This is a genomic window from Chromohalobacter sp. 11-W (genome assembly GCF_029889905.1).
Lineage (GTDB): Bacteria > Pseudomonadota > Gammaproteobacteria > Pseudomonadales > Halomonadaceae > Chromohalobacter.
In genome coordinates this window covers 69116-88067 of the sequence record NZ_JARANZ010000009.1, presented here as the reverse complement: position 1 = coordinate 88067, position 18952 = coordinate 69116, and the positions used below count along the sequence as shown (strand labels likewise).

General features: G+C 61.5%; 17 protein-coding genes. 7 read left to right on the top strand and 10 right to left on the bottom strand.

The window, feature by feature from the left end; all coding sequences use genetic code 11:
- Positions 1-264: 264 nt before the first annotated feature.
- From betC to OP494_RS13415, 3 genes are all read left to right on the top strand, one after another.
- Positions 265-1779 (top strand): choline-sulfatase, encoded by a 1515-nt coding sequence (gene betC / locus OP494_RS13425; RefSeq protein WP_280541451.1) that lies wholly within the window; start codon positions 265-267, stop codon positions 1777-1779.
- Between the two features lie 177 nt (positions 1780-1956).
- Complete coding sequence (locus tag OP494_RS13420; protein WP_280541449.1) at positions 1957-3120, top strand: zinc-binding dehydrogenase; 1164 nt, start codon at positions 1957-1959, stop codon at positions 3118-3120.
- Positions 3117-4205 carry a proline racemase family protein gene (locus tag OP494_RS13415; RefSeq protein WP_280541447.1) on the top strand — a complete coding sequence of 363 codons (1089 nt, stop codon included), beginning with the start codon at positions 3117-3119 and terminating at the stop codon, positions 4203-4205. The genes OP494_RS13420 and OP494_RS13415 overlap by 4 nt, the downstream gene beginning before the upstream one ends.
- Before the next feature lie 70 nt (positions 4206-4275).
- Here OP494_RS13415 and lnt read toward each other — a convergent pair whose 3' ends face one another.
- The 5 genes from lnt to miaB all read right to left on the bottom strand — a co-directional run bounded on the left by lnt (position 4276) and on the right by miaB (position 9827).
- Positions 4276-5745, bottom strand: coding sequence for an apolipoprotein N-acyltransferase (lnt, locus tag OP494_RS13410; RefSeq protein WP_280541445.1), 1470 nt, complete (start codon positions 5743-5745; stop codon positions 4276-4278).
- A 78-nt stretch (positions 5746-5823) separates the two neighbouring features.
- Entirely contained in the window at positions 5824-6717 is an 894-nt protein-coding gene (locus OP494_RS13405) for a transporter associated domain-containing protein (RefSeq protein WP_280541442.1), read from the bottom strand.
- Between the two features lie 108 nt (positions 6718-6825).
- Positions 6826-7287, bottom strand: a complete 462-nt coding sequence (gene ybeY / locus OP494_RS13400) for an rRNA maturation RNase YbeY (protein WP_280541440.1) — start codon at positions 7285-7287, stop codon at positions 6826-6828.
- Positions 7284-8363, bottom strand: coding sequence for a PhoH family protein (locus OP494_RS13395; RefSeq protein WP_280541439.1), 1080 nt, complete (start codon positions 8361-8363; stop codon positions 7284-7286). The genes ybeY and OP494_RS13395 overlap by 4 nt, the downstream gene beginning before the upstream one ends.
- Positions 8364-8480: 117 nt before the next feature.
- The gene (gene miaB, locus OP494_RS13390; protein ID WP_280541437.1) at positions 8481-9827 is read right to left on the bottom strand and encodes a tRNA (N6-isopentenyl adenosine(37)-C2)-methylthiotransferase MiaB; all 1347 of its coding nucleotides are present in this window, start codon (positions 9825-9827) and stop codon (positions 8481-8483) included.
- Between the two features lie 504 nt (positions 9828-10331).
- On the opposite strand from miaB, the gene OP494_RS13385 reads away from it, so the two are divergent.
- Together OP494_RS13385 and tmpT are read left to right on the top strand one after the other, a co-directional pair.
- Entirely contained in the window at positions 10332-10949 is a 618-nt protein-coding gene (locus OP494_RS13385; protein WP_280541435.1) for a TIGR04211 family SH3 domain-containing protein, read from the top strand.
- 56 nt (positions 10950-11005) lie between these two features.
- Complete coding sequence (gene tmpT / locus OP494_RS13380) at positions 11006-11647, top strand: thiopurine S-methyltransferase (protein WP_280541434.1); 642 nt, start codon at positions 11006-11008, stop codon at positions 11645-11647.
- Positions 11648-11672: 25 nt separating this feature from the next.
- Here tmpT and OP494_RS13375 read toward each other — a convergent pair whose 3' ends face one another.
- From OP494_RS13375 to OP494_RS13355, 5 genes are all read right to left on the bottom strand, one after another.
- Positions 11673-12227 carry a YajG family lipoprotein gene (locus OP494_RS13375; RefSeq protein WP_280541432.1) on the bottom strand — a complete coding sequence of 185 codons (555 nt, stop codon included), beginning with the start codon at positions 12225-12227 and terminating at the stop codon, positions 11673-11675.
- A 123-nt stretch (positions 12228-12350) separates the two neighbouring features.
- Entirely contained in the window at positions 12351-13532 is a 1182-nt protein-coding gene (locus OP494_RS13370) for an MFS transporter (protein ID WP_280541430.1), read from the bottom strand.
- A complete protein-coding gene (gene ggt / locus OP494_RS13365; protein ID WP_280541428.1) occupies positions 13533-15263 on the bottom strand; it encodes a gamma-glutamyltransferase in 1731 nt (576 codons plus the stop codon). It abuts the gene before it with no gap.
- Positions 15264-15429: 166 nt separating this feature from the next.
- Positions 15430-16386, bottom strand: coding sequence for an aldo/keto reductase (locus OP494_RS13360; protein WP_280541427.1), 957 nt, complete (start codon positions 16384-16386; stop codon positions 15430-15432).
- Positions 16383-17705, bottom strand: a complete 1323-nt coding sequence (locus tag OP494_RS13355; protein WP_280541425.1) for an MFS transporter — start codon at positions 17703-17705, stop codon at positions 16383-16385. The genes OP494_RS13360 and OP494_RS13355 overlap by 4 nt, the downstream gene beginning before the upstream one ends.
- Before the next feature lie 220 nt (positions 17706-17925).
- Here OP494_RS13355 and rpe point away from each other — a divergent pair, with 220 nt between their 5' ends.
- Together rpe and OP494_RS13345 are read left to right on the top strand one after the other, a co-directional pair.
- Positions 17926-18612, top strand: coding sequence for a ribulose-phosphate 3-epimerase (rpe, locus tag OP494_RS13350; RefSeq protein WP_280541423.1), 687 nt, complete (start codon positions 17926-17928; stop codon positions 18610-18612).
- Between the two features lie 12 nt (positions 18613-18624).
- The gene (locus tag OP494_RS13345) at positions 18625-18924 is read left to right on the top strand and encodes a GIY-YIG nuclease family protein (protein WP_280541422.1); all 300 of its coding nucleotides are present in this window, start codon (positions 18625-18627) and stop codon (positions 18922-18924) included.
- Positions 18925-18952: the final 28 nt, after the last annotated feature.

Genomic DNA, 18952 nt, shown 5'->3' with positions numbered 1-18952 from the left:
TGGGTAGGTCTTTACAGATGCGCGTTGGTGTGGAGTCTTTCTCCATGATGGGAGAGCGTCTAGCCTTGGAACGCTCCTGGCAGAGTGCCTGCGCGGCATGCTGGCATCGGTCGATGTTCAGTCCTCTTTGAGGCCAATGTGAGTTGGGGCTGAGGGGGCAAATAAGTCTCTGGTCTGTCGACTCCTGGCGCGTCACTGTAGGGAGTTCGAAGACAGTCTTTTATGCTGCTTCGACGCTAACAATACTCGCCAGGGAGGTTTCCCATGACACAACCCAACGTATTGGTTCTGATGGCCGACCAACTCAACGGCACGTTGTTCGAGAACGGGCCTGCTGACTTCCTGCATGCGCCTAACCTCAAGAAGTTGGCCAAGCGCTCGGTCAATTTTAACAATGCTTATACGCCTAGCTATCTGTGTGCACCGGGGCGGGCCGCCTTCATGTCGAGCCAGTTACCGAGCCGCACCGGGGTTTATGACAACGCCGCAGAATTCCCCTCCAGCGTGCCGACCTGGGCGCATCATCTACGCCGCGCCGGTTATTCCACCTGCCTGTCAGGCAAGATGCATTTCGTCGGCCCCGATCAGCTCCACGGCTTTGAAACGCGCTTAACCACTGACGTTTATCCTGCCGATTTCGGCTGGACGCCGGATTACACCAAGCCGGGAGAGCGTATCGACTGGTGGTACCACAACCTGGGCTCGGTGACCGGGGCCGGCGTCGCCGAGATCTCCAATCAGATGGAGTACGATGACGAGGTCGCTTTCCACGCCGAGCAGAAGCTTTACGATCTTTCGCGCGGTCACGACAAACGCCCCTGGGCGCTGTGTGTCAGCTTCACCCACCCGCACGATCCTTATGTGGCGCGTCGCAAGTATTGGGACCTGTATAACGACTGTGAGCATCTGGAGCCGCAGCAAGGGCCAGTGCCCTTCGATAAGCTGGACCCGCATTCCCAACGGATCTTCGAGGCCAACGACTACACCAAGTTCGATATAAAGCCTCAGGATGTGCGCAACGCGCGTCATGGCTATTTCGCTAACATTTCCTATGTCGATGACAAGATCGGCGGCATCCTGGATGTGCTCGAACGGACCCGCATGCTCGATAACACGATTATCGTGGTGTGCGCCGACCACGGTGACATGCTTGGCGAGAAGGGCCTGTGGTTCAAGATGAGCCCCTATGAAGGCTCGTCGCGTGTGCCGCTGATGCTTTCCGCGCCGGGGATCGAGCCGCGCAATGTCGAGGACCCGGTGTCGATCATCGACATCAACACCACCATTGCCGACTTCGTAGGAATCGACCTGTCCTCGATCGCGCCCTATACCGATGGCCAGTCGCTGCTGCCCTTGGCCCGGGGCGAGAAGCGCGATGCACCGGTGTACATGGAATACGCTGCCGAAGGCAGCTATTCGCCGATCGTGACCATTCGCGAGGGTAAGTGGAAGTTCAACTACTGCGAAATCGATCCGCCGCAACTGTTCGATCTGGAATCCGACCCGCTGGAGAAACACAATCTGGCGGAGAATCCCGACTACGCTGAGAAGCTGGCCGAATATCAGGCCAAGGTGCACGAACGCTGGGATATGGCCAAGTTCGATGCCGATGTGCGCGCTTCCCAGGCACAACGCTTGCTCGTCTACGAAGCGCTGCGCAACGGCCATTACTATCCGTGGGATTATCAGCCGTTGCAGGATGCTTCCGAGCGTTACATGCGTAACCACATGGACCTGAATGAGGTCGAGGAAGCCCAGCGCTACCCCCGCGGCGAGTAAGGCGATGGCGAATCAGGCCGTCTGAGCCGAGGCGGAAAGCAATACGAACGCTCGTGTCAGCCGGATACGGGCGTTTTCTTTCACTGGGCGGGTATTTCCCTGTGTCAGGCTCCTTGGGCACGGGGAAAAGTTTGTTATCGTACTTCTCGAAGCAGCGACCACGAGAAGGAGGCAGGTATGCGCAGCGAGGCGCTACCCGACACGATGGCGGCGATGTTACTGACCGAGCATGGGGACATCGACAAGCTAGTCTATCGGCAAGACGTTTCTACCCCCAGGCCCGCCAGAGGCGAAGTCCTGGTGCAGGTGACCGCGACAGCCAAGAACAATACCGACCGCAAGGCGCGAGAAGGGCTTTATCCGACCAAGGACAAGGGAGATACGACCTCGTTTCAGATCGGCGGATCGCCGACGCTGACCTTTCCGCGCATCCAGGGCGCCGATGTGGCCGGGCACGTGGTGGCTGTCGGCGAGGATGTGAGCGCTGAGCGCATTGGCCAGCGTGGACTTCTGGACTTCAATATCTACGCCGACGCACGTCCCGATATCAATCTGACGCCTGACTATTATGGGCACGGTGCCGATGGCGGCTTTGCCGAGTACATTGCCGTGCCGTCGGCGCAGTTCCACACGGTGGATAATCCCGAGCTTGCCGATGCCGAACTCGCGGCGATGGGCATGTGCTCTTATCAAACTGCGCTGCACATGTTGAATGCGGCCAGCGTCAAAGCCGGGGAAAACGTCCTGGTGACAGGCGCCAGTGGTGGAGTGGGCACGGCACTGATTCGGCTCTGTCGTATCATGAGGGCGACGCCTTACGCGCTGAGCCAACCGGACAAGGCAGAGGCACTACTTGCACTGGGCGTGGAAGCCGTGCTGGACCGCTCGGACATGCAGGATTTCACCGAGAAGGTGCGAGTGCTGACGCAGGACCAGCCCATCGATGCGGTCATGGATTTGGTCGGAGGCGAAATGACCGACCGCTTCATCGATACCATGATCTTCGACATGAAGCGCCGCACCACCTACCCACGCTTGAGCATTGCCGGCGCGAGCGGCGGCAATATCAGCGAGATCATGTGGACGCGGATTTATTTGTATCAGGTGCAGATATTCGGCGTCTCCCACGGTACACGTGACGAGGCCGAACAACTGGTGGCCTGGATTCGCGGGGGGCAATTGAAGCCGGTCTTGCACGCCGCCTTCAAACTCTCCGAGCTGCATGACGCCGAGCGCTATTTCGTCAATCGCAACAGCAACTACCTGGGCAAGATCGTGATCGTCCCGGATTCACAGTGGCAAGAACATGGCGCGCCCTACGCATTGAAGGAAGAAAAATGAGCGACGAACTGACGCTGCAACTGATCGACTTGCATGCCGGCGGCGACGTCAGTCGTATCGTGACCGGGGGTATCGACCCGCTGCCGGGCAACACGGTGCGCGAGAAGATGGAGTATCTGCGCGAGGATGCCGATGGCCTGCGCCAGATACTGCTCAGCGAGCCCTATGGCATTCCCGAGATGTCGGTGGATCTGCTGGTGCCCGCCAGCGATCCGGAAGCCGAGGTGGGCTACATAATCATGGAGGTGATGGGGTACCCCATTTATTCCGGCTCCAACACCATCTGCACCGCCACGGCCGTGCTGGAAAGCGGTCTCGTGCCCAAGCGCGAAGGATACCAGCGCTTCGTACTGGAATCCGCGGCCGGCCTGGTGCATATCGAGGCGCGGGTAGAAAACGGCGTCGTGGAGGGCATTACCTGCGAAGGGTTGCCCAGTTACATCGACACCTATCGGGCCAGCATCCATGTGCCTTCGGTCGGGGACGTGACCTACAGCGTGGCGTATAGCGGCGGCTTCTACGCCCTGGTAGAAGCCGCTGAGCTGGGCTTCTCGCTGAACCGGGACGAGGAGGCACGGCTGGCGGAATGCGCCCATGCCATCGTCGAGGCGATCCAGGCCGAGCGAGGCTTCTCGCACTACACCCTGGGCGATGTGGGGCCGTTGCCATTCCTGCATTTCATGGGCCCGGTGGAACAAGTCGCGGATGGCTTCTTTCGCTCGCGTTCGACGACCTATGTGCATCCGGGCGTGATCTGCCGCAGTACGACCGGCACGGGGACCTCGGCGCGTTTGGCCTTGATGCACTACGAAGGCTCCCTCCAGCCGGGGGATAAGCTGGAGACCGTATCCCTGCGCGGCACGGGCTTCATTGGCGAGTTCACCGGCTCCCGGCAGGAAGGGGACCATCAGGTGGCCGAGAACACCATCACCGGCAAGGCACATATGCTGGCGCGTTCGGACATCGTCATCAACTGCAACGATCCGCTGGTGGAGTGCGGCAGCCTGCACCATATCCTCACCAGTGGGCATCGCAAGGCCGAGGCGGTGTTGCCGGTCGAGGAAGAGGCATCCTTGCCAGACTAGGCCAATCTTGGCACGACGCGCGGATTTCACCGCGCGTCGTGCCGCGAGCCTGCTTTGACCGCGACGCCCGCTACTTGCGGCGCCGCCAACGCAGCCCGGGGATGAGTAGCAACAGGGCGAGCCCCCATGTCGGCCAACTGCCGGTGCGCGTGAATAGGGTCAAGCCCTGCATGGGCTGAACCTCGCCGCTGATGCTGGCGGTTTCGAAGCGTGGGGCGCGCTGAGTGATATGACCCTGGGCGTCGATGATGGCGGTAACGCCGTTACTGGTCGCGCGCAGTACGTAGCGGCCGTTCTCGAGCGCGCGCAATTGGGCCATCTGCAAGTGCTGGAGCGGACCAATGGAGTTCCCGAACCAGGTGTCGTTGGAGACGGTGAGCAGCACGTCGGCGTTGCGTGCTCGCTGGGCGACCAGGTCCGCATAGATGATTTCGTAGCAGATCGCGCTGCCCAGGTGCATACCCGCGGCCTGGATCGGTGCCTGATCGGAGGCCCCGGCGGTAAAGCTCGACATGGGCAGATCGAAGAAGGCGATGATCCCGCGCAACAATCCTTCCAACGGTAAATACTCACCGAACGGCACCAAGTGTTCCTTGCGATAGCTGCCTTGGCTGTTGCCCATTCCGATGACCGCATTGTAGTAGTCGCCTTGCTTGTCGCGCTGAACGATACCCGTCAGCAGGGCAGTATCGGCGGGCAGCGTCGCCTGTACGCGTTCCAGAACGGGACGCGCCTGGGACGCGAACATCGGCAAGGCGGTCTCCGGCCATACGATAAGGTCGGTGTCGTCGCCCTGGTCGCGGGTCAGTCTGGCGTAGGTGCTGGCGGCCTTGCGTTGCCCCTCGGGGCTCCACTTCGAGAGCTGGGGGAGATTGCCTTGCAGCAGGGCGACTTGCTTGGGGTCGCCTTGCGGGGATGTCCACTGGGTGGGCAGCACCAGCGGGAGACACCACATCGCGACGAGCGGTACCAGGGCCCACAGGCGACGCTTCAGTAGCGCGACCAGCAAGGTGCCGCTGAGGGCGACGATCAACGACAGCAGGTAGGCGCCGCCGATGGGCGCCCACGGTGCTAGCGGCGATTCGACATGGGCACTGCCGAGCAGTAGCCACGGAAAGCCCGAGAACGCCCAGGTGCGCAGTGCCTCGCCGAGGACCCAGACGCCCGCGAAGGTGATCACGGACCATCGCGGGCTCGTGAAACGCCGATAAACACCGAATACCACGCCATAAAACAGCGCCAGGGTGACCACGAATAGTGCGGTGAGAAAGACCGCTAGGGGGACGCCGGTATAGCCGTAGTCATGGATCGAGACATAGATCCACGACGTGCCGGCACCGAAGAGCCCCACGCCATAGCTCCAGCCGCGCAGCGCCGCCTGGCCGGGCGTGAGGTCGTGGAGGCCGTAGAAGACCAGAGCGACGGCGAAGGGGCCGATCCACCACCATTCGAAGGGGGCGAAGGTAAGCGTCGTGAGCGCGCCGGCGAGCAGCGCGACGAGGTATCCCATCCAGGGGCGATAGGTGCGGGAAGACAGCATGAGGCACTCCTTGTCGAAGGTGCCTCTTATAACAGAGCGCGGCGCTGTGGGCCATGCTGCACATGCGCCTGCCCGGTTTTAATGCTTGTCGCCGTCCCCGGGTTCTTCGGCATCATCTTGGGGGCAGGGCGCGACCTGCAAGAGGCGGATACGGCGGTTGTCGGCATTGAGCACGGTGAAACGCCAGGTGCCCAGGTCGGCGTATTCGTTGCGTCGCGGCAGATGTCCGAAGCGCTGCATGACCAGGCCGCCGACGGTATCGAATTCCTCGTCGGGAAAGGCCGTGTCGAAGCGTTCGTTGAAGTCTTCGATGGGCGTCAGGGCGCGAATTGCATAGGTGCCGTCGCCCAAGTCGCGAATGTCGTCTTCTTCATCGATGTCGTGTTCGTCCTCGATGTCGCCGACGATCTGCTCGAGGATATCTTCGATGGTCACGATGCCTGCCGTGCCGCCGTATTCGTCGACCACCACCGCCATATGGTTATGGGTGTCGCGAAATTCCTTGAGCAGGCTGTTGAGGCGTTTCGACTCGGGAATGAACATCGCCGGGCGCAGGATATCGCGTAGCTGAAAGCGTTGGCGCTCGGCGTCGCTGAGCTTGAGCAGCGGCAGGAGGTCCTTGACCAGTACGATGCCCAGTACCTCATCGAGGTTTTCGTCGATGATCGGGTAACGAGAGTGCGCGGTCTCGAGGATTATCGGCAGGCAGTCCTCGGGGCGCTGGTCGACATGCAGGGCGGTTACCTGGGAGCGCGGGATCATCACCTCGCGCGTTTGTTGATCGCTGATCTGGAACGCGCCTTCGATGATGGTCAGCGCATCCTGGTCGAGGCGCAGTCGCGTACCGGCCTCACGCAGGAAGGTGAGCAACTCGTCTCGTGAACTCGGTTCATCGGAGTCGTTGGAAAAAGCGTTCAGCAGTTTATCCAGCCAGGATTTGCCACCCTGGCTGCTCGATCGGTCTTCGCTCATGCGATAGGTCTCTCGTTCCTCATGGACGATAACGCGGGGATGATAAAAGGGCGTGCACGGCCATGGGCCGAGCATCGCGGGGCGTCGAGATGAGTGCCAGGCGGAGGTTCACTCGGCATAGGGGTCACCGATCATGAAACCTGCCAGTAGCTCGCGCTCCAACGCTTCCATCTCTTCGGCTTCACGCTCATCTATATGATCGTAGCCGAGTAAATGCAAGGTGCCGTGGATCACCATATGGGTGTAGTGGTGGGCCAGGCGCTTATCCTGTGCGGTGGCCTCGGTGACGACCACCTCGTGGCAGATCGCCAGGTCGCCAAGCAGTGGCAAGGAAACGCCGGGTGGCGTTTCGAACGGAAAGGACAGCACGTTGGTGGGCTTGTCCTTGCCCCGATAGTCGCGATTGAGCGTCTGGCTCTCTTCAGGAGAGACGAAGCGCACGGTCATTTCCGTGCGCGCTTCATCGGGATGGCGAGCGAACACGGCGCCCACCCAAGCCTCGAGATCGGCCTGAGTGGGCAGCGCGGTTGCCGTGTCAATGGCGACCTGACGGTCGATATCGGGGGTCATGCGTCTGCCGGCTCGTCGTTATCGCGGCGCGTGTCGTTGTTCTCACGCTTGGCCTGTGCACGCCGTTCTTGGCGGGCGCGCTCCTGCTCTTCCTCGGCGCTCTCGAAGGCGTCGTAGGCTTCGATGATGCGCTGCACGAGGGGATGGCGGACTACGTCCTTGGCGACGAAATGCGTGACGCCGATCCCTGCGGTGCCCTTGAGCACATCGAGGACTTGAATCAGCCCCGATTGATTACCGCGCGGCAGGTCGACCTGGGTGATGTCGCCGGTGATCACGGCGGTGGAGCCGAAGCCGATGCGCGTCAGGAACATCTTCATCTGTTCGCGCGTGGTGTTCTGGCTCTCATCGAGAATGATGAAGGCGTTGTTGAGCGTGCGACCGCGCATATAGGCCAGCGGGGCGACCTCGATTACTTGCCGTTCGATCAGCTTGCCGACCTGTTCGAAGCCCAGCATTTCGTAGAGCGCATCGTAGAGCGGTCGCAGGTAGGGGTCGATCTTCTGTGCCAGGTCGCCGGGGAGGAAGCCCAGGCGCTCGCCGGCTTCCACCGCCGGACGCACCAGAAGAATCCGTCGTACCTGTTGCTGGTTGAGCGCCTCGACCGCTGCTGCGACTGCCAGATAGGTCTTGCCGGTACCTGCCGGGCCGACCCCGAAATTGATGTCGTGATCGTGAATGCTGGAGACGTAGGTCTGCTGGTTGTGACCGCGTGGCTTGATCAAGGCACGCGGCGTGCGGATGAGCACGCCGCCCTCGTCGAGCGTTTCCTCGTCTTCTTCCAGTGACTCGAGGCCGGATTCCTGCAGGAAAAGGTGCACAGTGTCGGGCGTCAGCTCGCTGGCTTCCGTCTCACGATAGAGATGCTCGACGACATTGGCGGCCGCCTTGACGTGAGGGCCGGGGCCTGCGAGCTGAAAGGTGTTGCCGCGATTGCGCAGCGTCACGCCCAAGCGTGTCTCGATGAGCTTGAGGTGTTCATCCTGCTGCCCGCATAGACTGGCCAGGCGCATGGGGTCGTTGGGTTCGAGTGTCAGCGTGAGGATGCGATGTGCCTGCGAAGTGTTCTGGCTCAACTCGAGGAGATCCATGGGTTGGAAGTGTGAATTCAGCTTAGCGCCCCGGACAACGCCGGGGCAATGATCTTGCGCAAGGATTCGTCGCGATAGCAGACAAAGACCGCTGGCAGCGCCTCAATAGCGAGCCGGGGAGGCCAGATCGCCACGCAGGGAATTGGGCAGCGCCTCGGTGATCTCGACATCGACGAAGTAACCGATGAGCTCGGTCGGGTTGGGCGCGCGGAAGTTGACGACCCGGTTGTTCTCGGTGCGGCCGGAGAGCTGACCGGGATCCTTGGGCGAGAAGCCGGTGACCAGGATGCGCTCGGTTTGGCCGACCATGCGCCGTGAAATCTGCATGGTCTGCTGGTTGAGACGTTCTTGCAGGATCGCCAGACGCTGTTTCTTGGTCGCTTCCGGCGTTTCATCTTCCAGGTTCGCGGCCGGGGTGCCCGGGCGCGGGGAATAGACGAAGCTGAACGAGGCGTCGTAGCCGATGCGCTGGATCAGGTCCATGGTATTCATGAAATCTTCTTCGGTCTCGCCGGGGAAGCCGATGATGAAATCTGAGGAGAAGCTGATGTCCGGACGCAGCGCGCGAATGCGCTCCAGTTTGTCGACGTATTCCTCGACGGTGTGGCCGCGTTTCATGGCCGCCAGGACACGATCCGAGCCGGCCTGCACGGGCAGGTGCAAGTGGCTGACCAGCTCCGGAATCTCGCCGTAGGCCTCGATCAGGCTGTCGGAGAATTCCACCGGGTGCGAGGTGGTGAAGCGAATGCGGTCGATGCCTTCCACGGCGGCGACGCAGCCGATCAGCTCGGCAAGATCGATCTCATCGCCCAACTGGTTCTCGCCGCGATAGGCGTTGACGTTCTGGCCCAGCAGGTTGATCTCGCGCACGCCTTGGTCGGCGAGGTGGATGACTTCCTCCATCACCGGCTCGAAGGGCCGCGAAACTTCTTCGCCACGGGTATAGGGCACCACGCAGAAGGTGCAGTACTTCGAGCAGCCTTCCATGATCGAGACGAACGCGGTGGCACCATCCGCCGTGGGCTTGGGAAGGTGGTCGAATTTCTCGATCTCGGGGAAAGTGACATCGACCATGGAGATGGTCTCCGCCCCTTGGCTCGAGTCGAGCATGGTCGGCAGCCGATGCATGGTCTGCGGCCCGAAGACCATATCCACATGCGGTGCGCGCTTCTGGATGTTGCCGGCTTCCTGACTGGCCACGCAGCCCCCGACACCGATCACGAGATCGGGATTGGCGGCCTTGAGCTTCTTCCAGCGCCCGAGCTGGTGGAAGACCTTTTCCTGGGCCTTCTCACGGATCGAGCAGGTGTTGAGCAGGATGACATCGGCCTCCCGCTCGTCGTCGGTCAGCTCGAGTGCATGCGATTCGCCGAGTAGATCCGCCATGCGCGCGGAGTCATACTCGTTCATCTGGCAGCCGTGGGTCTTGATGAAGAGTTTCTTCGCCATACCGATCCGGTCGGTGCGTCGAGCGCCCGACATATGTCCGTGATTGGGAGTAAGTAAAAGCGTGGCCGTAAAGCGTGGCCCAGCCGCTTGTCCAGGATAAGAGGGGATATTATACGGATTGACGGCATCGTGGGCCAGCCTTGCGCCTGCGTCGAATCGTCCGCGATGATACCGAGGCTGTGATACGCTAGCGTTTCTCGCGTGAGGTGTCTCTTGAAGGTACGCTGCGGACAGGCAAGATCGACCCCAGGATGGCGAAATTTTCGTGTTCGATGAGTCGGTTATAGCGCGACGATGAGTGGTTAAAAATTGTACGATTTGTCGCTATGACAGACATTACGGTGGTCTCGCCGCCGTCAAGGTCAGGTTTTCCCAAGACTTATCCACAGAATGTGTGGATGGTCGCCCGCCGAGTCGCGACAGGAGGTCCTCTCGGCTGGGCGATACAACGCGTGGAGCAGTACGTACTCGTGAGCCGTTCGTCATTCATGAAGAAGCCACGTTATGTCTAGAATCAAACCTCTGATGCTGAGCTTGGTCCTCGGGGCCTGCGCTTTTAACGCTCATGCACAAGACGATGGGCAGTACTGGGTCTCGGACAAGTTGCCGACCTATGTACGTAGCGGCCCCACCGAGGGCTATCGTATCGTCGGCACGCTCGAGAGCGGCGACCCCGTGACGCTGCTGGGGCAGCAGAACGATTACAGTCGTGTTCGCAGTGAGGAGGGCGATGTCGTCTGGATTCCCAGTCGTTATCTGCAGGAGTCGCCGAGTGCCAGCTCGCGCTTGCCCGAGTTGCAAGCGCGTGTGGATGAATTGACCTCGAAGCTCGACGGTATCAATGAAGAATGGGAACAGCGTGTTCATGACATGAAGGCCACGCTCAACGAGCGGGCGCAACGTATCGAAGACCTGGAAGCGCGCAATGACGAGTTGAATACGGCGTACAGCGACGCTCAGGAAACCACGCGCGAGCTCAAGGCGCGGCTCGATACGCAGGAGCAGGATCTGTTGATGCGTTACTTCACCTACGGTGCCGCCGTGGCCGGAGCCGGCTTGCTGGTGGGCCTGATCGTGCCGCACCTACCGCGTCGGCGTAAGCGTCGTAGTGGATGGTTTTGATGCCGTGTCGCAGATGTGTGAACGATGCAAGGTGGAAAGAGAGGCGTTAACGACCTATGCCGACGGATGAGTGGTTGGAGCGCTGGGAAGAGGGCAGGATCGGGTTCCATCGGTCAACGCCGCATGACGCCTTGACGCGCTACTGGCCGTCACTTGGGGCGCAACCCGGCGGCAAGGTGCTGGTGCCCCTGTGTGGCAAGAGCCTGGATATGCGCTGGCTGGCCGAGCAGGGACACCCCGTGCTCGGCTTGGAGCTCTCGTCGCTGGCCATCGAGCAGTTCATGGCCGAAAGCGAGGCACCGATATCACGCTACACGCAAGATGCTTTCTCGTGCTGCCGTCAGGGCAGCATCGAGCTCTGGTGTGGCGATTTCTTTCATTTCCATACCGCGCAGGCCGAGGAGTTGTCGGCGTTCTATGACCGCGCGGCGCTGATCGCGTTGCCCGAGGCCACGCGGCAACGCTATGCCTTTCACTTGGCGCAATTATTGTTGCCTGGTGCGCGAGGTTTGCTGATCAGTTTGATAGATACGCACTCACCCGAGAGCGGCCCGCCGTATTCGGTGGCCGATGACGAAGTCGAGCGTTTGTTCGCGGCGAATTTCGAACTGACACATCTGGAAACGCGACCACCGGATGACGCTGGCAAGCAGGAAAGCGTGTGGTCGCTGATACGGCGTGGGCCGCGACTGGCATGACTGCCCGTCGCGGCTCTGGCATGGGTCAGTTCTTGAGCTGGCGGGAAAGCTCGGGGTCGCTGAAGGCGCGCCGCAAGGCGTTGCTCAGCAGGTCGCTGACCATGCGGTTGTTGGAGTCCCAGTCGGGTTTGATGGCGAAGCTCTGCTTGCGCTTGGCCGTATAGGTGCCGGTGTATGTACCGCCATCGTTGGTGACCTGGGCACGCAGCACCGCCTGTAGCTGCGCGGCGTCGAGTAGCGGCGCATCGGCCTCGACGGGGGCGTAACTGAGATCGGCGAGCGTCAACGTTAACGTCGCGTTGGCGCCACCGTCCTCGACGGGTGAGAAGCCCATGTGGCGCAATGCCTGTTCCGCCTGCGTCTGTAGTTTGGGAATGACGTCATGCGCGGGGACACGGATCGTCGATGTCGACGCGGGTGAGCCGGAGCGCGTACCCAGCACATCGCTTCGCCGCCCATCGACCACGCTGAAGGCAATTTCCTGCCCGTTTCCCGTGTGAGGAAGATTCGTCCCGATATCGGGCTTGACCTGAAGAATCTGGGGGCTCTGGGCGCAGCCGGTCATGAGCAGTGGCGTCATGAGTAGTGCGATGAAAGCGAACGCGGAACGTGTCCTGACGGGAATTAGCCGGCGCATACGCATCGTGTGTCCTGAAATGAAAAGAAAAAGTTAGTGCAGCTTGGCTGCGAGTATAGCGGTAGCTCAAGAGTGCGCGAAGCCCTTTTGGCGTGACCGCAGTACCCACAGGCCAACCATCGGGCCGGGCAACATCAGCCAGGCGACCCACGGACCGAGCGTCGTCCAGATGGGAAGCAGCCATGCCAGAGATGCTGCCGATATCGCATAGCCGATGGCATTTTGCAGGGTCAGGGCGCTGCCGACCAGCGACGCCGGACAGGCGCGTGCCGATAGCGCCGAGAAATGCGGCGAGTCGATGACCGCGAGTAGGCTCCACAGCGCCAGGAACAGTGCCGCCCAAAGCCCCGACATGCCGCCGAGCCAAGGGTACAATAGACAGCAGATGGCAGAGCCGCTCAATCCCAACTGAGCAATGCGACGACTGCCCAGGCGTAGGCTCAGCCAGCCCCCCAGCCAGCATCCCGGCCCGCCGATGGCGATCAGCACGAAACTGCCGAGCGCCAGTTGTGTGGTCGTCAGGGTCGGCAGCGCCGTGGCCAGTAGAAGAGGGAGCAGCGCCCACAGCGTATAAAGCTCCCACATGTGCCCGAAGTAGGCGCTGGCGGCGTGTCGAAATTCTTCGATTCGGAAGGCGCCGAGACCCGCCCAGCGCGATGTCTTGCCGGCCATATTGCGCAAGTGGGGCGCTTCGCCGAGACGCCAGATCATGGCGCCTGCGATGAGTGCCAGCAGCGAGGCGCACCACAAGGCGCTGCGCCAATCTCCTCCCAGTGATAGTCCGGCCAGCAGATGCGGCGTCGCGGTTCCTATGACCAGCATGCCCACCAGCCACGCCAGCCCGAGCCCCGTGCGTTGTGGCGCCCAGCCCACCATGAGTTTCATGCCCACCGGGTAGATGCCGGCCAGTGCCATGCCGGTGATGAGACGTAGCGCCACGGCTGGCCACAGACCGCCGGCCCAGGCAAGCAAACCATTGCTGAGGGCGCCGATCAGGCAACAGGTGGCGAACAGGCGGCTTGCGTCGCGTCGGTCGGCAATGCCGCTCAGGCCGATCATCAACGTGCCCAACAGAAAGCCGACCTGCACGGCACCGGTCAGCCAACCCAAGTTATGGGCGGCGAGCGCCCATTCACGTTCCAGGTCGCCGATCACCGCGTTGGGAGTGAACCACAGTGCGGTGCCGAACAGCTCGGCCAGGGCGATCCAGACGATGGGCATGACGGGGCGTTCGACTTCTCCCTGCACTCAAAGTCCCAGTGCGGAAGACGTCAAGCGACGTGGATCGGCGCCGCCGTAATAGTGCCCATCCTCGATCAGCACCGACTGTGCGGCCCCCATGGCGTCTTGTTGCGAGACCGTATGACCCATGGCTTCGAGCAGGCCGATGGTGTCTGGGCTGATGCCTTCCTCGATGCGGATCTCGTCGGGCAGCCACTGGTGATGAATGCGTGGCACGCTCACGGCGCTTTGCACATTCATGTCGTGATCAATGACGTTCATGACTACTTGCAGCGTGGTGGTGATGATCCGCGAGCCACCGGGGCTGCCGGTGATCAGGAAGTTCTTGCCATCCTTCTTGACGATGGTCGGCGTCATCGATGACAGCATGCGCTTATTGGGCTCGACCTTATTGGCCTCGCCGCCGATCAGCCCGTAGGCATTGGGCGTGCCCGGCTTGGCGGAAAAGTCGTCCATTTCATTGTTGAGCAAGAAACCCGCGTTATCGACGACGATGCCCGAGCCATAGCTGAAGTTGATCGTATAGGTATTGGAAACGGCCAGGCCGTTGTCGTCGGCGATCGAGAAGTGCGTGGTTTCGTTGGACTCATAAGGCAGCGGGTCACCCGCCGCGATGGCATCGCTGGGCGTGGCGCGCCCCATGTCGATCTGCTCACGCAGCTCGTCGGCGTAGGCCTTGGAGGTAATGCCCTTAAGCGGAACATCGACGAAATCGGTATCGCCTAGGTACTCGGCGCGGTCGGCATAGGCGCGCTTCATCGCCTCGGACATGACGTGGATGGTGCGAGCCGAATTGAAGCCCATCTCGCCGATGTCGTAGCCCTCGAGGATGTTGAGCATCTGCACGATATGCGCGCCGCCGCTGGAGGGTGGACTCATGGCGTAGACGTCGTAGCCGCGATAAGTCCCATGCACGGGTTCGCGAATCGTCGGCTGGTAGGCAGCCAAATCCTCGGCGGTCATGAGCCCATCGTGTTTTTCCATTTCCTGGGCGATGAGTTCGGCGGTCTTGCCCTCATAGAACTCGCGCGGGCCGTGGGCCGCGATGCGCTTGAGCGTTGCCGCGAGATCCGGCTGGCGGAACGTTTCGCCAGCGGTATAAAGGCTACCATCCTCCTTGTAGAACACGGCACGCGAGGCATCCCATTGGCCCAGGCGTTCGCGTGCGTCGCGCAAGCCATTGGCGAAACGCGGCGGTATCTCGAAGCCGTCTTCGGCGAGTCGAATGGCGGGGGCCAGGGCCTCGGCGAGACTGAGCGTGCCGTATTTATCCAGCGCCAGCGCCAGCCCGGCGACGGTTCCCGGGACGCCGGAGGCGTTGTGGGTGAAACGCGAAAGCTCGGACACAGCCTCGCCTTGCTCGTTCTGAAACATCGTCTCATAGGCCGCCCCAGGCGCCTTTTCACGATAATCGATGGCGATGACGTCACCACTTTTTTCATCGGAGATCAGCATGAAACCGCCGCCGCCGATGTTGCCGGAGCGCGGCTGGGTGACGGCCAGTGCGAATCCCGCGGTGACCGCCGCGTCGACGGCGTTGCCGCCGTCTTGCATGACGTCGCGGGCAATCTTCGAAGCCAGATAATGGCTGGTGGCCGCCATGCCGTGTTGGCCTTCCTGGGGATGGAAGCGCTCGCCTTCGAGAATCGCCTGTTGAGCGATGGCGGGAAGCGACAGGGTGGCGAGTACCGCGCACAGTGCCAGACGTCGTCCATGGCGCAAGGTAAGTCGAATCATGCTGGGCCTCTCGCGAGTGGTGCGGCGATACAGCGCCGCTTTTTTATGAGGGATTGCTTTTACTATCGAAGGCGTCGTCTAAATATGCAAGGAGTGCGTAGCCCCTCTCAAGGCACAGGGCAGCGCATGTACAGTAGCCGCAAATGCCCTCCAACACGATGTCGGTTCATAGTGAGCGCACCAGTGACGCCATGCGCTCGCGTTGATCCGCATCCGGGAGCGGACCGTTGGCAGCCCCGATATTGTCCGCTGCGTGCTCCGGATCGCTCGTCGCCGGAATGGCACAGGTCACCGCCGGGTGGCTGACGATGAACTTGAGGAATAGTTGCGCCCAACTTTCGATGCCGAGTTCCCCGGTCCATTCGGGCAGTGACTCGCCTTTGACCCGGCCGAACAGCGATCCCCTCTCGAACGGCTCGTTGATCAGGGTCGCGACACCGTTATGGGCCGCAGCCGGCAGCAGACGCTCCTCTGCATGGCGGGTCGCGATGTTGTAGTTGAACTGGACGAAGTCGATCGGTTCGCGCTCGACGATCCGGGTAAGACGTTCGTGACTCGACACGGTGTAATGGGTGACGCCGATATAGCGGACTCGGCCCTCGTCCCGCCAGGCCTTGAGAGTATCGAGCTGGGTCTGGAGATCGACCAGGTTATGAACCTGGAGCAGATCGAGGTGACCGCCGCCCATGCGCTCACGCGAGGCCTCCATCTGCGCAATTCCGGCATCCTTGCCACGTGTCCACACCTTGGTTGCCATGAATAAGTCGTCGGCGATATTGAGCCGCTCCGCGAGCCGGCCGACAACGGTTTCAGCCCGACCGTACATCGGTGAACTGTCGACGAGCCGGCCGCCACCGTCATAGAAATTCTGCAGGACCCGTTCCAGCGGCTGCATCGCATCGATGTTCCCGGGATCGACATCGAAGGTCCGCGCGGTGCCAAGCCCAATGACGGGAATGCGCTGTCCGGAAGCCGGGATTTCACGAAGGTTCAGCGTCGTCGGCGCGGCGCGCAGCGCCGTCGGGCCAAGCGCGGCTAACACCCCGGCGCCTGCAGACAACTGGAGGAACGCGCGGCGCGACATGGAACCGTGCCTGCCGGGAAAATGGTTGTCATCGGTCATCGGGTTCTCCTTGCCGCCGTCGAGACGGGCGTTGCAGTGTCGGTGGCCCGCGCCTGCCGCGATACGCCGAGGCGGTAGCCGATAACCGCCCACAGCGCCGCCAGCGGAATAGCGACGACCGAGATGCCGCTGATACCCAATCCGAGGCCCGTCAATCCGGTATAGACCCAGCCCGCGATGGCGTCACCTCCGCGATAGACCACGGTATCGATGAAATTCTTCGACTTGTACTTCTCGAATCGGGGCACGACCGTGAACAGCATCTCCCGGCCCGGTTTGGCCAGTGCGTAGTTGCCGGCACGCCGGATCACTTGGACCGCGGCGATGCTGAGTAGCACGGGGGACGCGACCAGCACCAAAAAGCCCGCGGCGACGAGCAGCGGTACGAATGACAGCGCACGGCCGAGGCCAAAGTACTGAACGACTCGGGCGGTGAGAAATAGTTGGATGCCGACGGTGAGCGTGTTGGTGAGCAGGTCGATGGTCGCGAATACCGAGGTGCGGTCGCCGCTGTCGTCGATGGCATTGCTGATGATATCGGCCTGGATGAAGTACAGGAACGTAGCCAGTGTCGTGTACAGCCAGATGAACAGGCAGATTCCGAGCAGATAACGCGACTGCAGGACCGCCTTCACCCCCTCGAACAGCGTACCGCCGAGCGGCTGGTTCGTAGTGCCATGCTCGCGACTGCGGTCGGACCAGCGTTCCAGCACCCACATACACGGCAGGGTACAGGCGAGAATCACGGCGGCGATGGGCAACAGGCTTGCTGGTTCGAGTTGCTGGGCCAGCACGCCGGTGATCGCCGGGCCGCCGATCGCGCCGGCGCTCCCGCCGGCGGCGATGGCACCGAACAGGCGCGTCGCCTGGCGATTCGTGAATACATCGGTCAGGAAGCTCCAGAAGACCGATACGACGAACAGGTTGAACACCGACAGCCAGACGAAAAAACCGCGCGCCGCCCAGACCATCTGCACGTCGACGCGCAACCAGAGCCAGAACAGCGCGATGCAGGCGATGAAAATGCCGTAGACGGCGGGGATCAGACGCGTACGACGGAAGCGCGTGGCCAGTGTGGCGAACACCGGCACAGCCAGAAGCATGGCGAGAAACGTGGCGGTAAATAGCCACTGCATGTTCTCCACGCCGCCGCGCACGCCCATCTCGTCGCGCACCGGCCGTAGGATGTAGTAGCTGCATAACAGGAAGAAGAAATAGGCCGCGGCGCTTAGCAGGCCGGGTAGTTCGCTGCGACTGACGTTGACGGCACGCGAGAGAAACGGTACCTGGCCATCGCCACTCGGCGGATTCGAAACCATGGAACCTCCGGGACCGCAACGGTCCAAAATGCATCCCGCTCACGAAGGGCCTTAATGGAGAGCAAGCCGGTGCTCCTATGAGGCTCGGTCAATTTACTATCGAAGGCGTTATCGAAATATGCAAGGTGGCCGTGTTCGAACAGACCCATGTGCCTGTTTTTCCGCCCGGCATTCGCTAGAATGAAGCCTTCATTTCCAGCCGAAAGCACCTTTATTGCTTATGCCCGACTTCAAGATTGCGCCTTCGATCCTGTCCGCCGATTTCGCTCGTCTGGGTCAGGAGACGGAGGACGTATTGGCATCCGGTGCGGATATCGTGCACTTCGATGTCATGGACAATCATTACGTCCCCAACCTCACCATCGGTCCGATGGTGTGCAAGGCTCTACGTGATCATGGCATTACCGCACCCATCGACGCGCATTTGATGGTCAAGCCGGTGGATCGCCTGATCGGGGATTTCATCGGGGCGGGTGCGAGCTACATCACCTTTCATCCCGAGGCCAGCGAACATATCGACCGTTCACTGCAGTTGATCCGCGATGGTGGCTGCAAGGCCGGCCTGGTCTTCAATCCCGCCACGCCGCTTGCCTATCTCGACTATGTTATGGACAAGCTCGACATGGTGCTGCTGATGAGCGTCAATCCCGGCTTTGGGGGGCAATCCTTCATCCCCGGCACGCTCGATAAGCTACACGAGGTACGCCAGCGCATCGATGCCAGCGGTCGCGATATTCGTCTGGAAGTCGACGGTGGCGTCAAGGTCGAGAATATCGCCGAGATCGCACGCGCCGGCGCGGATACGTTCGTCGCCGGGTCGGCGATCTTCAAGGCACGCGACGAGGCGGAACCGCATCGTTACGATAGCGTCATGCGGGCCTTCCGCGACGCCTTGGCACAGCGTTGAGTCAGGTGCTTCATGGCCGATGACGAGCACGCCGCACGCGCTCAGGCCTGGTATCTGTACCTGGTCGAAACGGCGGCGGGGGCGCTATATACCGGCGTGACCACCGATGTGGCGCGTCGTTTCCGCGAACATTGCGATGGCAAGCGCGGCGCGCGTGCCTTGCGCGGCAAGGGACCATTGACCTTGCGTCATTCGGAATACGTGGGCAGCCACGGCGAGGCGCTGCGTCGGGAGGCGGCGCTCAAGAAACTCAGCCCCGCCGCCAAGCGTGCTTGGCTAGCGGCACGCGAGGGCGGGGCGTCGTCGGCATAGGCCGTTATCATAGGCCCGTCGTCATAGA